Here is a 13,529-nt window from a genome sequence, read left to right on the forward strand (position 1 = left end):
GGGGACGCGCTGTCATGGGCCGGTCAGCTGATCGGGCGGTGGACGTTCTCCTTCTCGCTGGGGCCCGGTGTGGCGTCGGCGATCCAGGGGCCCTCGCCCGAGGGGTCGACGATGCCGTCCTCCAGCCATACGTAGGTGCCGGACATGACGCCCTTGACGACCTTGCGGTCCAGGTCGTCGGTGTTGGTCCACAGGCGGCCGAAGAGTTCCTCGATCCGGATGCGGGACTGGTGGCAGAAGGTGTCCGCGAGTTGGTAGGCCTCGCGGCCGTGGTCCTCGGTGGTGCGCAGGAGTTCGGCCCGGACGCAGACGGCGCTCATCGCGAACAGTTCCGCGCCGATGTCGACGATCCGGCCGAGGAAGCCCTGCTTGGTCTCCATGCGGCCCTGCCAGCGGGACATGGCGTAGAAGGTGGAGCGGGCGAGTTTGCGGGCCGTGCGTTCGACGTAGCGGAGGTGGTGGGAGAGGTCGACCTCTCGCTTGAACTCGCCGTAGGAGTAGGGGAGCTGCCCCTGGCCCGCGACCAGCTTCGGGAGCCACTTGGCGTAAAACACGCCCGCGTTGGCACCGGCCTTGGCCTTGTCGGTGAGGGACTTCTCCGGGTCGATCAGGTCGCCGGCGACCGAGAGGTGGGCGTCGACCGCCTCGCGGGCGATCAGCAGGTGCATGATCTCGGTCGAGCCCTCGAAGATGCGGTTGATGCGGAGGTCGCGGAGGACTTGTTCCGCCGGGACCGCGCGTTCGCCGCGGGCGGCCAGGGACGCGGCCGTCTCGAAGCCTCGGCCGCCGCGGATCTGGACGAGTTCGTCGGCCATCAGCCACGCCTGTTCCGAGGCGAACAGCTTGGCCAGGGCGCCCTCGATGCGGATGTCGTTGCGGTCCTCGTCGGCCATCTGGCTGGCGAGGTCGGTGACCGCCTCCAGGGCGAAGGTGGTGGCCGCGATGAAGCTGATCTTCGAGCCGACGGCTTCGTGGTGAGCGAGGGGCTTGCCCCACTGCTCGCGGGCCGCCGACCACTCACGGGCGATCTTCAGGCACCACTTGCCGGCCGCCACACAGGAGGCGGGGAGGGAGAGCCGGCCGGTGTTGAGGGTGGTGAGCGCGATCTTCAACCCCGCGCCCTCGGGGCCGATGCGGTTGGCCGCGGGGACGCGGACCTGGTGGAAGCGGGTGACGCCGTTCTCGATGCCGCGCAGGCCCATGAAGGCGTTGCGGTTCTCGACGGTGATACCGGGCGAGTTGGTCTCGACGACGAACGCGGTGATGCCGCCTCTGTGGTCCTCGGACTTCGGCACCCGGGCCATGACGACGAGGAGGTCGGCGACCACGCCGTTGGTCGTCCACAGCTTCACTCCGTCGAGGACGTAGTCGTCGCCGTCCGGTACGGCGGACGTGGCCAGCCGGGCCGGGTCGGAGCCGACGTCCGGCTCGGTGAGGAGGAAGGCACTGATGTCGGTGCGGGCGCACCGGGGCAGGAACGCCTCCTTCTGCTCGGCCGTGCCGAACAGCTTCAGCGGCTGGGGTACGCCGATCGACTGATGGGCGGAGAGCAGCACGCCGATCGCCGGGGAGGCGGAGCCTGCCAGCGCCAGCGCCTTGTTGTAGTACACCTGGGTGAGGCCCAGCCCGCCGTACTTGGTGTCGATCTTCATGCCGAGCGCGCCGAGTTCCTTGAGGCCGTTGATCACCTCGTCGGGGATGCGGGCCTCGCGCTCGATGAGGGCGCCGTCCACCTTGGTCTCGCAGAAGTCGCGGAGTTTGGCGAGGAACTCCTCGCCGCGCTGGGCGGCCTCCGTGGAGGGCATGGGGTGCGGATGGACCAGGTCGAGCCGGAAGCGGCCCAGGAACAGTTCCTTGGCGAAGCTGGGCTTGCGCCATTCCTGTTCCCGGGCCGCCTCCGCGACCTCGCGGGCCTCGCGTTCGGAGACGGTGGGTTTGCTGGATGGGGCGGACATGAGGGTCACCTCGCCGCGAATCGGGATCTTGGACCGTTATCGTTACCGACCGGTGCTACTCGATCGTATGTACCCGATCCCGGGCGACCCCACCACCCCTGGGACGCGCCCGTTCAGCCGATGTTGACGGAGTAGGACTTCGTGTCCAGGCGTCCGGTGCCCTTGAACACCTCGGTGCCGGACTCGATGCCGGAGACGTACTTGTCGTTGCTGAGCAGCTTGCGCCGGACGAGTGCCTGGGTGAAGTCGTCCAGGTTGAGGGAGGCCTTGGTGGTGTTGGTCCGGCGGACGAAGGAGTACACCTTCCAGCCGATGTCGCCCTGGTAGATGTCCCACATGGAGCCGCCGAGGCTGACGCTGCCGTACTTGGTGCCGAGCGGTCCGGCGCCGCCCTGACGGTTGAGCCAGATCATGATCTCGTCGGTGGGCTGGTCCTGCCAGTCGGCGGTGCTCTTGTTGTGCAGCCACAGGTCGTACGCGACGTTCATGGTGCCGGGGTCGGCGCTGACCGTGAACTCCCAGCTGGTCCTCACCGGCTTGCGGTCGCCGACCCGGACGGGCAGCTGGGTCGCGGCCTTGTCGGTCTTCCAGCCCCAGTGCCAGCCGAGCACGGTGGAGGCGTACGACTTCACGTCGTAGTCCCGGCCCGTGGCGCTGTTGGCGAGGCTGTAGTTCGTGCCCCATGAAATGGTCGACCCAGACTGGGAGTTGGACCACACGCACTGGGATCCGGTGTACTTCCCCTCGTTCCAGAGGTTGTTGTTCACGTAGTACTTGCCGAGCGTGATCGTGTCGAACGCCGTGCACTTCTTGCTCGACTCGTCAGCCTGCGCGACGGTGACGCCGACGGCTGCGGCGAGCGCGACCGTGCCGGAGAGCAGGGTCTTCGCCTTCTTGGAGAAGCGGGGGCGGCGGTGCTGCATGGGGGTCCTTCCGGGGGGTCCTGTTACGTCCGTTCAGTGGCCGCCGCCGTTCGAAAGGTTGCCGTCGCTCCGGTCCGTCATGATGGGAACCGGAGGGCCTTGTGACACCCCGTCCCCAACTCTCTATCGAAGCGCTTCGACAGCCTATGGACACCCACCCCGGGTGAAGCTACTGTCGAACCACCCTCACCCGCCCTTATTCACCCCGCGCACTGTCGAAGCGCTTCACAAAGCTTGGAGAGCTGGATGGTCACCCTCGCCGAGGTCGCCCAGCACGCCGGAGTGTCGGCGAGCACGGTGAGCTATGTCCTCAGTGGCAAGCGGTCCATCTCCACGACCACCCGGCAGCGGGTCGAGCAGAGCATCCGTGAACTCGGCTACCACCCGAACGCGGGCGCCCGCGCCCTGGCCAGCAGCAGGTCCAACATCATCGCGCTGATGGTGCCGCTGCGTACGGACATGTACGTGCCGGTGATGATGGAGATCGCCATCGCGGTCGCCACCACCGCCCGGACGCACGGGTACGACGTCCTGCTGCTCACGGGTGAGGAGGGACCGGACGCGGTGCGCCGCGTCACCGGCAGCGGGCTCGCCGACGCGATGATCCTGATGGACGTCGAACTCGACGACGAGCGGCTGCCGTTGCTGCGCGGCACCGACCAGCCCGCCGTGCTCATCGGCCTCCCCGCCGACACCTCCGGGCTGACCTGCGTCGACCTCGACTTCCGGGCGACCGGCGCGCTGTGTGTCGAGCACCTCGCGATGCTCGGCCACCGCGACATCGCTGTCATCGGCGAGGCCCCCGCGGTCTACGAACGGCACACCGGTTTCGCCGAGCGCACACTGGACGGACTGCGCACCCGGGCCCAGGAGTTGGGCGTACGACTGCTGCACCGGCCGTGCGAGGGCGGGTACGACGCGATGGCCGTCACGCTCGCCCGCATCCTCGACGAGCGCCCCGGCACCACGGGGTTCGTCGTGCAGAACGAGTCGGCGGTCGAGCCGTTGCTCGCCCTGCTGCGCCAGCAGGGCCGCGCGGTGCCCGAGGACGTCTCGGTCGTCGCGGTCTGCCCCGACCAGGTGGCCACTCAGGCCTCGGTGCGGCTGACCTCGGTCGCCATCCCCGCACAGGAGATGGGCCGCCATGCGGTGGAGCGTCTGGTGGCCAAGCTGGACGGCCGCGGCAGCGACGAAGTCGTGCTGATCTCCCCCGAGTTGACGGTCCGGGCGAGCACAGGCCCCGTACCGGCGTAACAGCCCACCACCGGCGTAACAGCCGACGCGTCCGCCCCTGCCGGGGCACCCCCATGTCTGCAACTCCGCCAGGAGTATCGGAGCCCAGGAGCGCCTCAAGTGACCCAGCATGCCGAGAACCAGCCCCCGACCGGCGCGGTGAGCCTCGCGCAGTCGTCCCCGACCGTCGGTACGTTCCGTGAGCGGGACGGCGCGCTGGAGTGGAGCGGCCGGCAGGAGACCGTACGGATCGAGCCCTGGGGTCCGGACGCGGTCCGGGTCCGGGCACGGCTCGGCGGGCCGATCCTGGAGGGGCTGCCGGGTGCGCTCCTCGACGACGCGCCCGCCACCTCCTCCACCGTCAAGATCGAGGACGGGCAGGCGCAGTTGACCGTCGGCGCGCTCACCGTCGAGGTCAGCGCCGAGGGCCTGGTGCGGTTCCTGCGGACGGACGACTCCAGCGAGCTGCTCGCGGAGGCCCGCGCCCACTTCTGGTGGCCCGGCTCGCGCCTCTACACGGCCGTCGGCAACGGTCACCACCGCCTTGAGCAGCGGTTCGCCGCCTACGACGACGAGAAGCTGTACGGCCTCGGCCAGCACCAGCACGGCCGGTTCGACCAGAAGGGCCTGGTCCTGGACCTGGTCCAGCGCAACGCCGAGGTCGGCATCCCGGTGCTGACGTCCAGCCGTGGCTACACCGTGCTGTGGAACAACCCGGCGATCGGCCGCGTCGAGCTGGCCCACAACGGCACGCGCTGGGTGGCCGACTCGGCCCGCCAGATCGACTACTGGATCACGGCCGGCTCCCCCGCCGACGGGCAGCGCCGCTACTCCGCCGTCACCGGCCGGACGCCGATGATGCCGGAGTGGGCGGCGGGCTTCTGGCAGTGCAAGCTGCGCTACCGCACCCAGGACGAACTCCTGGAGGTGGCCCGGGAGTACAAGCGCCGCGGGCTGCCCCTCTCGGCGATCGTGTGCGACTTCTTCCACTGGACGCACCTCGGTGAGTGGAAGTTCGACCCGGCGGAGTGGCCCGACCCGTCCGCGATGGTGCGGGAGTTGGAAGAGCTGGGCATCAAACTCGTCGTCTCCGTCTGGCCGTCGGTGTCGCCGCTGAGCGAGAACCACCCGGTGATGGAGCAGCGCGGCTACTTCATCGGCACCCAGTACGGGCCGATGGCGCACGCGGACTGGCCGGACAAGGGGGTGGCGTCGACGGTGCAGGTGGCCTTCTACGACGCCACCAACCCGGAGGCGCGCCAGTTCGTGTGGTCGAAGATCAAGGAGAACTATCTCGACCCGTACGGCATCACGGCCTTCTGGCTGGACGCCTGCGAGCCGGAGCTGAAGCCCGGTTTCCCGGAGAACCTGCGCTACTGGTCGGGGCCCGGCCTGGAGGTCGGCAACATCTACCCGGCGGACAACGCCCGCACCTTCCACGAGGGGCTGAGCGCCGAGGGCGAGGAGGTCATCACCCTCAACCGCTCGGCGTGGGCGGGCAGTCAGCGTTACGGCGCGGCCCTGTGGTCGGGTGACATCGGCACCGACTTCCCGACCCTGCGCCGCCAGATAGCGGCCGGTCTCAACACCGGACTGTCCGGCATCCCCTGGTGGAACACCGACATCGGCGGCTTCCACGGCGGCGACCCGACCGACCCGGCGTACCAGGAGGTCATGGTCCGCTGGTTCCAGTTCGGCGCCCTGTCCCCGCTGATGCGGCTGCACGGCTTCCGCGACCCGGGCATGCCGCTGGGCCCGGACATGACCGGCGGGCCCAACGAGGTGTGGTCGTACGGCGAGGCGGCCGGGGCCGTCCTGGAGAAGTACCTGCGGCTGCGCGAGCGGCTGAGGCCGTACGTCCTGGACGTCATGCGCGAGGCGCACGAGGAGGGGCTGCCGCCCATGCGGCCGCTGTTCCTGGAGTTCCCGGACGACCACGCGGCCTGGTCGGTGGACGACGCGTATCTCTTCGGCGCGGACCTGCTGGTGGCCCCGGTGCTGACGGCGGGCGCGACGGCCCGCACAACGTATCTCCCGGCGGGCGCGACCTGGACGGACGCGTGGACCGGTGAGTCGTACGAGGGCGGCAGGACCGTGACGGTCGAGGCGCCGCTGGACCGTATCCCGCTGTTCCTGCGGGACGGGGCGCGGCTGCCGGTGGCGGAGTAGCCACGACATGACGTGCGGCCGGTCCCTCCCCTAGGGGGACCGGCCGCACGCGTTCATGGGTCAGCTCATCAACTGCTGCTGACCGTCAGGTTGTTGGTGGTGAAGTCCAGACCGCCGGACGAGGACGTGATCTCGTAGCCGAACTGGACGTCCCCGATGGTCTCGCTGCTGGACATCCAGCCCTTGGTGCCCGAGATCCAGGTGAGGATCGACTTGATGTTCACGGTGCCGGAGCTGGAGTCCGAGGTGCGCAGGAACGAGAACACCTGGTTGGCGCCGTTGCTGCCCTTGTAGACGGTCCAGGTGTGGCCGCCGAGGGTGACGTTGCCCTGCGAGGTGCCGAGCGGGCCGACGGCCCCGTTGTAGTTGACCCAGAGCATGATCTCGTAGTCGTAGTCGGTGTCCCAGATGTCGTACGAGGTGTTGTACGCGCCGGACGACGGGACGGTGACGTTGTAGCTGCTGGACAGCGAACCGAGGGAGGAGATGGTCTTGTTGACCACCTTCTTCGCGTTCGGGTACGACTTGATGCCGCCGGTGTTGGGGTGGTTGGCCCAGACGCCCCAGTTGGTGCCGGAGTTGGCCCAGATGCACTGGCTGCCGGCGCCGGAGCCCCAGATGTTGTTGTAGAGCGTGTAGCCGTTCAGGCTGGTGTTGCCCCACTGGTCGCAGGAGTTCCACACGGCCGCCGAGGCGGGTGCGGAGGCGAGTCCGACGGTGGCGCCGAGGGCCATCGCGGGGGCCAGTACGGCCATGGTGATCTTGCGCAGCTTGCTGTTCGTGCTCTTTGCCATGGTGTCCCTTCCATGGGTGGGGGGATTGCGGGGGTGGTTACCACGCCTCCAGACGCAGGACGTGGTCTTCTCCGGCGACGAGGTCGAGCGGCTCGGTGCCGGAGGAAGTCCTCAGTTCGACACGGTGGCTGCGCGTGGGGCGCAGGACCGCGGTCGCTTGCCGTGGGGTCCAGATGAGGTCGAGTTCGGCGCCGAACCGGGTGCGGACGCCGAGGAGTCGGCCCTGGGGGTACCGGTCGGGCAGGGCGGGCAGCAGGACCAGCCGGTCGGGCGTCGACTGCACGAGCATCTCGACGAGCACGGCCGGGAGGGTGTGGGCGGCGTCGGCGTTGTAGACGTCCCGGTTCGGGTAGTGCGCGCTCATCAGCGAGTTGTGGAAGAAGTCGCCCTTGAGGACCTGTCCGAGGGCGTGCGCGACCCGTTCGCCGTCGCGCAGCCGGGCCGCGATCAGGGCGTGGTGGAGGTGGCCGTGGGCCGAGTCGTTCTCGGCGCCGCGCAGTTCCAGGGCGCGATGAGCGGCGTCGGCGAGGCCGGGGGTGTCGTACGGGTTGATCTCGTCGAGCGGCCAGACGCCGTACAGATGGCTGAGATGCCGGTGGTCGTAGGTGTCCTCAAGGCCCGGCCAGGCCCACTCGGCGATCGCCCCGTCGTCGTTGATCCGGTGCGGCGGGAGGCGGTCGGCGAGGGCGAGGAACCGGGCCGCGTCCTTCGGGTGGTACGCGGCGGCCGTGAGCAGGGCGTGCCGGGCCGCCGAGAGGTCCATCGCCGCGTTGATCGCGCCCCAACTGGCGTTGGCGGGGCGGTTCTCGGGCGAGTAGGAGGGGACCACGACGAGCCGGCCGTCGGCGTCGGTGCGGGTGAGGAAGTCCTCGTAGAACTGGGCGACTTCGGCGAGCGCGGCGGCGGTGCGGGGGTCGCGGGTGCCGGTGGTCTCGTCGTGGTCGACGAGCGGCTTGAGCAGCCAGTCGGCGCCGGCCGTCCACAGGTGCAGCGGGTACTCACGGCTGAAGTGGTACGTCAGCCCGGACTCGCCGTCGCTGTGCGGCGGGGCGACGATCCCGCGGGCGCCGAAGATCGCGCGGGCGTTCTCCCGCCAGTCGTCCAGTTGCCCGTGGACGAGGGACGCGAGCGCCTCGGTCACCTCGGGGAGGGCGGCTGCCGCGGCGGACGCGGTCTGGAGGTTGACGTTGGCGTCGTTGGTGAAGGCCCCGGCCCAGGCGGTGTCCCAGTCGCCGGTCCACAGGCCGGTGAGGCGGGGCGGGAAGAGGCCGCTCGCGGAGAGCAGGTGATAGCGGCCGGCGGCGAAGAGGCGCTCCATGAGGGCGGGGCTGTCAGGGCGTTCCAGCAACTCCGAGCCGGGCAGGGCGCGTTCGGCGGGGTCCGCGTCCAGGTCGAGGGTGACACGGGTGTAGGCGGTGCGGTGCAGGGCGGTGTGCCGGTCGAGGAGGGCCGCATGATCGAGGGGAAGGTCGCGCAGGGCGCGCGCCTCCTCCATGACGTCCAGTTCGCCGGTGTGCCGGACGACGCGGGTCAGCAGCAGCACCGACTCGGCGCCGCTGATCCGCAGGCCGGGCGGCGTGAGGGTGGCGGTGCCGCCGGTGAGCTGGACGAGGGTGACGCCGGTGCAGGCGCGGTCGCTGCCGGGGTAGCGGGCGCGCAGGGTGAGCAGGGCGCCCTCGGGAGTGAGCACGGCACCCTGGCCGACGCCCAGGTCCTTCGGGGCGCCCGGCAGCCGGTGGTCCAGGGAGACCTCCAGGTCGGCCGCGGTGACCCGGTGGACGATGACGTCGTCGGCGCGGGAGACGAAGACCTCGCTGTCCCAGCCCTGGTGCCAGGTGCGGGTGACGCCGGTGGTGAAGTCGACGGACCGGTGGTAGCCGGGGGCGTCACCGGTCGTGCCGCGCAGCCGGATCTGGAAGGCCGGGTGGAAGGGCTGCACCCACTGGAGCTCCCGGTGGTCCGTGAAGCTCTCGGCCGCGACGAGTTCTCCGGCGAGCAACCGGTCCTGGAGCGCGGGGAGTTCGGCGGCCAGCCGCGGCGGGCGGGCCTGGTCGGCGCCGTTGGGGCGGACCAGGGTGTGATGGGTGACGACGACCCGCTCGTCGTTCGGTTCGCCGAACATGAGGGCGCCGTGATGGCCGTTGCCGCTGAGGAAGCCGTCCTCCCAGCGGGCGGCGGGGCGGGGCTCCCAGGTGCCGTGCACCACGCTCATGGCTTCAGCACCGCCACTCCGTAGCGGTCGAGGGTGAGTTCGTCCGTGACGTTCATGCCGGTCAGCACATCATGGAAAGCGCCCGGAACGCGCAGGTCCACGGAGTCGCGACCGTGGTTGAGCACGAAGAGCAACTCACCCCGCCGTACCGCTTCGACGCCCGCCGGAAGCCCGTCCAGCACCGGCCGGACCCCCGCCTCGGCCGCGGACTCGGCGAGCAGCGCGCGCAGGTGGTCCGGCTCGGGAAGCGTGGCGAGATAGCGGGCCCGCCCTTTGCGCAACGCGGCGGGAAATCCGTCGAGTTCACCGCCCTTGAAGCAGGCCTCCACGACCGCTTCCCCGTCCGTCTCGATCTCCTCCGACCAGAGCACCCCGCGGAACCCGTCGCATTCGACGGCCTCCCCGGCGTCCAGCGGCCACCACTCGTGCAGGGTGCGGATGCCGAACAGCTCGCGCAGGCGGGCGTCCATCCCGCCGGGCCGGACCCGGTCGTCCTCGTCGGCGATGCCGGTGAGGAAGCCGCAGACGAGGGTGCCGCCCTGGCGGACGTAGCCGAGGAGGTTCTCGATCGCCGCGTCCGTGAGGGCGTACAGCTGTGGGACGACGACGAGCTTGTAGGCGCTCAGGTCGTGTTCGGGGTGGGCGAAGTCGGTGGCGAGGTGGGCCTCCCAGAGGGCCCGGTGCCAGGCGCCGAGGACCTGCGGATAGTCGACCTCGCTGGAGAGCCGGCCCTCGTGGGCGCCGGCCCACCAGGAGTGCCAGTCGTGCAGGACGGCGATCTCGTGGGGCGTGTGGCTGCCGGCGACCTCCCCGCCGATCCGGGCCAGTTCCGCGCCGAGCCGTTTGACCTCCTGGTACGTCCGTCCCCGCTCCCCCGCGTGGCTGACCATCCCGGAGTGGAACTTCTCCGCGCCCTGCCGGGACTGCCTCCACTGGAAGTAGCAGACGGCGTCGGCGCCACGGGCGACGGCCTGGAGGGACCAGAGCCGGTTCAGGCCGCGCGGCTTGGGGTGGTTGACGCCCCGCCAGTTGACGGGCCCGGCCGCCTGCTCCATCAGCATCCAGGGGCCGCGGGCCTGCGAGCGGGTCATGTCCTGGATCAGCGCCCCTTGTTGGGCGCCGAGCGGATCCCGCGGATCGGGGTACAGGTCGACGGAGACGACGTCCTCCTCCTCGGCCCACCGCCAGGCGTCCTGTCCCGTCCACAGCGGCATGAAGTTGGTGGTGACCGGGAGGTGCGGGGTGTGCCGCCGCACGATGTCCCGTTCGGCGAGGTAGCACTCCAGGAGCATGTCGGAGGTGAACCGCTTGAAGTCGAGGACCTGGGCCGGGTTCTTCAGATAGTGGGCGTGGCGCGGCGTGTGCACCTCGGCCCAGTCGCCGTAGCCCTGGCTCCAGAAGGCGGTGCCCCAGGCGGAGTTGAGGGCGTCGAGCGTGCCGTACCGCTGCCGCAGCCAGTCCCTGAACCGGGCGGCGGCCTCGTCGCCCCAGTCGAAGGTGCAGTACTCGTTGTTGATGTGCCACATCGTGAGGGCCGGGTGGCCGCCGTAGCGGGCGGCGAGGGCCTCGGTGATGGCGGCGGCGTGGTGCCGGTAGACGGCGCTGGAGTGCGAGAAGTGCTGTCGGCCGCCCCACCACTCGGTGCGGCCGTCCTGGTCGACGGGCAGGGTCTCGGGGTACAGATGGCCCAGCCAGGGCGGCGGCGAGGAGGTCGGGGTGGCGAGGACGACCCCGATGCCGTGCTCGTGCATCAGGTCCATGAGCCGGTCGAGCCAGCCGAAGTCCCGCTCCCCCGGCCGGGGTTCGAGCTTCGCCCAGGAGAAGACGCCGAGCGTGACGGAGTTGACGCCGGCGTCCTTCATCAGCCGGACGTCCTCCTGCCAGGTCTCCTCGGGCCACTGCTCGGGGTTGTAGTCACCGCCGAAGAGGAGGCGACCGCGGGTGGCGTCGGCGAGCTCGGGCATCAGGCGGGCTCCCCGTACTGGATGCCACGCCCGTTGGTGGCGAGATACACGCGCCCGTGGACCCGCGGGTCACCGGTGATGACCTCACCGGTCCAGCCCCACTGGTGCTGGTCGTCGTTGATCCGCACCCAGCTCTTCGCCTCGTCGTCGGAGCGGTACACGGCGGTGATCGACTCGGTGGAGCCGACCAGGTAGACCGCCGGGTAGTCGGCGCCGTCGGCGGCCTTGCCGAAGCCGAGGGTGTACGAGGCCCAGCAACTGGCGACCTTCGCGAAGCTCCGGCCTCCGTCGGTGGACCTGTACAGCCCGTTCCATTTGACGCTCAGCCACAGGTCGCCGGAGCGCCCGGGTGCCGCGACGAGCTCGAACTGACTGTCCCCGGAGGGCAGTCCGGACGCCCGCGCGGTGAAGGTGACACCACCGTCCGTGCTGGCGAACAGCGTTCCGGTGTCGGTGTCGTACGCGTAGAACAGCGCCGGGTCGGCGGGGTCGGCGAGCGGCGTGGCGCCCTTCGGGAAGGAGGAGACCTCGGTCCAGGTGGCCCCGTTGTCCGTGGAGCGGTGGGCCGGGTACTTGGTGCCGTCCCAGTGCACGAAGACCCACAGCAGCACTCCGCCGTCGGCGCTGACGGCGATCGGCCCCGGTGCGTCCTTGGCGAGGGAGGGCTGGGCCGCGAAGGGCGCCCAGGTCCGTCCGCCGTCGTTCGAGTACGCCCCGTTGCCGTGGTCGCCCCATCCGGTGCGCACGACGTACGCCGGCTTCGCCACGGCCTGCGCGAGTCCCGTCGCCGTCCCGAACAGGGGGTTGGACGCCATGCCGCGCGAGGGGGACGCCGTGAGCTTCTCGTGGTACATCACGCCGATGTCCCCGGACCCGCTGATCAGCCGCGCCTCCCCGGCCGGGGGCGAGATCAGCTGCCGTACGGACGCCTCTTCGAGCCCACGGATCTGCGGGGCCCAGTGCTTCAGATCCCTGGTGCCGTAGAGGGTGGCTCCGGTGCCGTACACCAGGTGCTTGGAGTCGTACGGGTCGAGCGCGAGCGCCTGGATCCACCAGCCGAACTTGGGGGCGTCCGCACCCCACTTGAGGAAGGGGGTCTCGGACACGTCGAAAACGGCGGAGTCCTTGAGCGAGGTCCAGGAGCGACCGCCGTCGGTGGACCGGAAGACGGTGTCGACCAGGGCCCACCGGTTGTTGGTGGAGACGACGAGGGTGCCCGGCCGCCGGGCGTCCACGGCGACCCCGCCGTACCCGAAGGAGTCGGTACCGCCGTCGTCGGTCGTCCCGCCCGGCTTCACCGGCGTGACCTCGCGCCACTTCCCGTTGGCGGTGCACAGGGCGTGCACACTGCCGTCGGACTGTCCGTTGGGCCCGGGGGCGTCGGCGTACGTCAGATACAGCTCACGGGTGTTCCTGTCGTACGCGCCCCGGATCGGCACCTTGGCGGCGGCACCGGAGGGCTGCCCGGGTACGGCCTCCCAGGAGGTCCCGTCGGCGGTGCGATACAGGTTGGCGGCACCGCCGTCGGAGTCCCCCCACCCGGCGTACAGGGTGCGCCCGGCGGCGACGAGCAGGGTGACACCCTGGCCGGAGGCGCTCGGTGTGCCCGGGAACCCGGTGGCGGCCGCCCAGGTGGCGCCTCTGTCCGTGGACCTGAGCAGCCCGTCGTGCCTGGTCCCGAGCCACAGCGTGTCACTGTCCCGGGGATCGACGAGCAGCCGCTCTCCGCACCCCCGCCCGTCCTCGTTGGCCCCGAGCCGCACGGCGAGATCGGTACGGGCCCAGGTCGCCCCCCGGTCGTCGGACCGCAGAACGGCCCCGTTGGAGGCCCAGGACTGCGCGTACGTACCGAGGGCGAGATAGACCCGGTTCGGATGAGCGGGGTCGACCGCCATCGCCTCGACCCCGAGGAGGTTCCAGTCGTCCCACCCGAGGTGATCGGTGAGCGGCGTCCAGCGCGCGGCGGAGTCGTCCCAGCGGTAGGCCCCGCCGATGTCGGTACGGGCGTAGGCGAGGCCGCGGACGGAGGGGTGGAAGAGCACGCCGGTGACGAATCCGGTGCCGCCTTGGACGACGTTGCGCCAGCGGTAGGTGGTGGAGGCGGCATACGCCCGCCCTTGGATAGAGGGGAGGCCAGTGAGCGCAACGGCGGCGGCAGTCCCGGCAAGAACGGTACGACGGCTCACGCTGGACGCATGCATGACACATACCTCGCTATTCGAGAAAGGGGAAGGGGACATACCTGAGGGGCGCGGGGCTGTATTGAATCCGCGGCTACC

8 protein-coding genes are annotated in these 13,529 nt (G+C 70.4%); 2 read left to right on the top strand and 6 right to left on the bottom strand.

Going from position 1 to position 13,529, the window contains the following annotated elements; translation table 11 throughout:
- Nucleotides 1–23: 23 nt before the first annotated feature.
- Together OG866_RS11980 and OG866_RS11985 are read right to left on the bottom strand one after the other, a co-directional pair.
- Nucleotides 24–1,955, bottom strand: a complete 1,932-nt coding sequence (locus OG866_RS11980; RefSeq protein WP_329334086.1) for an acyl-CoA dehydrogenase family protein — start codon at nt 1,953–1,955, stop codon at nt 24–26.
- Nucleotides 1,956–2,068: 113 nt separating this feature from the next.
- A complete protein-coding gene (locus tag OG866_RS11985; protein WP_329334089.1) occupies nt 2,069–2,878 on the bottom strand; it encodes a GH12 family glycosyl hydrolase domain-containing protein in 810 nt (269 codons plus the stop codon).
- Nucleotides 2,879–3,124: 246 nt separating this feature from the next.
- Here OG866_RS11985 and OG866_RS11990 point away from each other — a divergent pair, with 246 nt between their 5' ends.
- Entirely contained in the window at nt 3,125–4,132 is a 1,008-nt protein-coding gene (locus OG866_RS11990; RefSeq protein ID WP_329334090.1) for a LacI family DNA-binding transcriptional regulator, read from the top strand.
- A gap of 99 nt (nt 4,133–4,231) precedes the next feature.
- The gene (locus OG866_RS11995) at nt 4,232–6,280 is read left to right on the top strand and encodes a glycoside hydrolase family 31 protein (RefSeq protein WP_329334091.1); all 2,049 of its coding nucleotides are present in this window, start codon (nt 4,232–4,234) and stop codon (nt 6,278–6,280) included.
- Nucleotides 6,281–6,348: 68 nt separating this feature from the next.
- Here OG866_RS11995 and OG866_RS12000 read toward each other — a convergent pair whose 3' ends face one another.
- From OG866_RS12000 to OG866_RS12015, 4 genes are read right to left on the bottom strand one after another with little or no spacing between them, the layout of a single operon-like run.
- Nucleotides 6,349–7,074, bottom strand: coding sequence for a glycoside hydrolase family 12 protein (locus tag OG866_RS12000; protein WP_329334092.1), 726 nt, complete (start codon nt 7,072–7,074; stop codon nt 6,349–6,351).
- Nucleotides 7,075–7,111: 37 nt separating this feature from the next.
- Nucleotides 7,112–9,286, bottom strand: coding sequence for a glycosyl hydrolase family 95 catalytic domain-containing protein (locus OG866_RS12005; protein WP_329334093.1), 2,175 nt, complete (start codon nt 9,284–9,286; stop codon nt 7,112–7,114).
- Nucleotides 9,283–11,250 carry a beta-galactosidase gene (locus OG866_RS12010; protein WP_329334095.1) on the bottom strand — a complete coding sequence of 656 codons (1,968 nt, stop codon included), beginning with the start codon at nt 11,248–11,250 and terminating at the stop codon, nt 9,283–9,285. The genes OG866_RS12005 and OG866_RS12010 overlap by 4 nt, the downstream gene beginning before the upstream one ends.
- On the bottom strand, nt 11,250–13,451 hold the full coding sequence (locus OG866_RS12015; RefSeq protein WP_329334096.1) for a 1,4-beta-glucanase: 2,202 nt from the start codon (nt 13,449–13,451) through the stop codon (nt 11,250–11,252). Before OG866_RS12015 ends, OG866_RS12010 begins: the two co-directional genes overlap by 1 nt.
- Nucleotides 13,452–13,529: the final 78 nt, after the last annotated feature.

Origin of the sequence: Streptomyces sp. NBC_00663 (genome assembly GCF_036226885.1) — a bacterium.
GTDB lineage: Bacteria > Actinomycetota > Actinomycetes > Streptomycetales > Streptomycetaceae > Streptomyces.

What these genes read in the sequence shown, in the direction of transcription:
- OG866_RS11980 (WP_329334086.1), bottom strand. Translation starts at nt 1,955, where the DNA reads ATGTCCGCCCCATCCAGCAAACCCACCGTCTCCGAACGCGAGGCCCGC.
- OG866_RS11985 (WP_329334089.1), bottom strand. Translation starts at nt 2,878, where the DNA reads ATGCAGCACCGCCGCCCCCGCTTCTCCAAGAAGGCGAAGACCCTGCTC.
- OG866_RS11990 (WP_329334090.1), top strand. Translation starts at nt 3,125, where the DNA reads ATGGTCACCCTCGCCGAGGTCGCCCAGCACGCCGGAGTGTCGGCGAGC.
- OG866_RS12000 (WP_329334092.1), bottom strand. Translation starts at nt 7,074, where the DNA reads ATGGCAAAGAGCACGAACAGCAAGCTGCGCAAGATCACCATGGCCGTA.
- OG866_RS12005 (WP_329334093.1), bottom strand. Translation starts at nt 9,286, where the DNA reads ATGAGCGTGGTGCACGGCACCTGGGAGCCCCGCCCCGCCGCCCGCTGG.
- OG866_RS12010 (WP_329334095.1), bottom strand. Translation starts at nt 11,250, where the DNA reads ATGCCCGAGCTCGCCGACGCCACCCGCGGTCGCCTCCTCTTCGGCGGT.
- OG866_RS12015 (WP_329334096.1), bottom strand. Translation starts at nt 13,451, where the DNA reads ATGCATGCGTCCAGCGTGAGCCGTCGTACCGTTCTTGCCGGGACTGCC.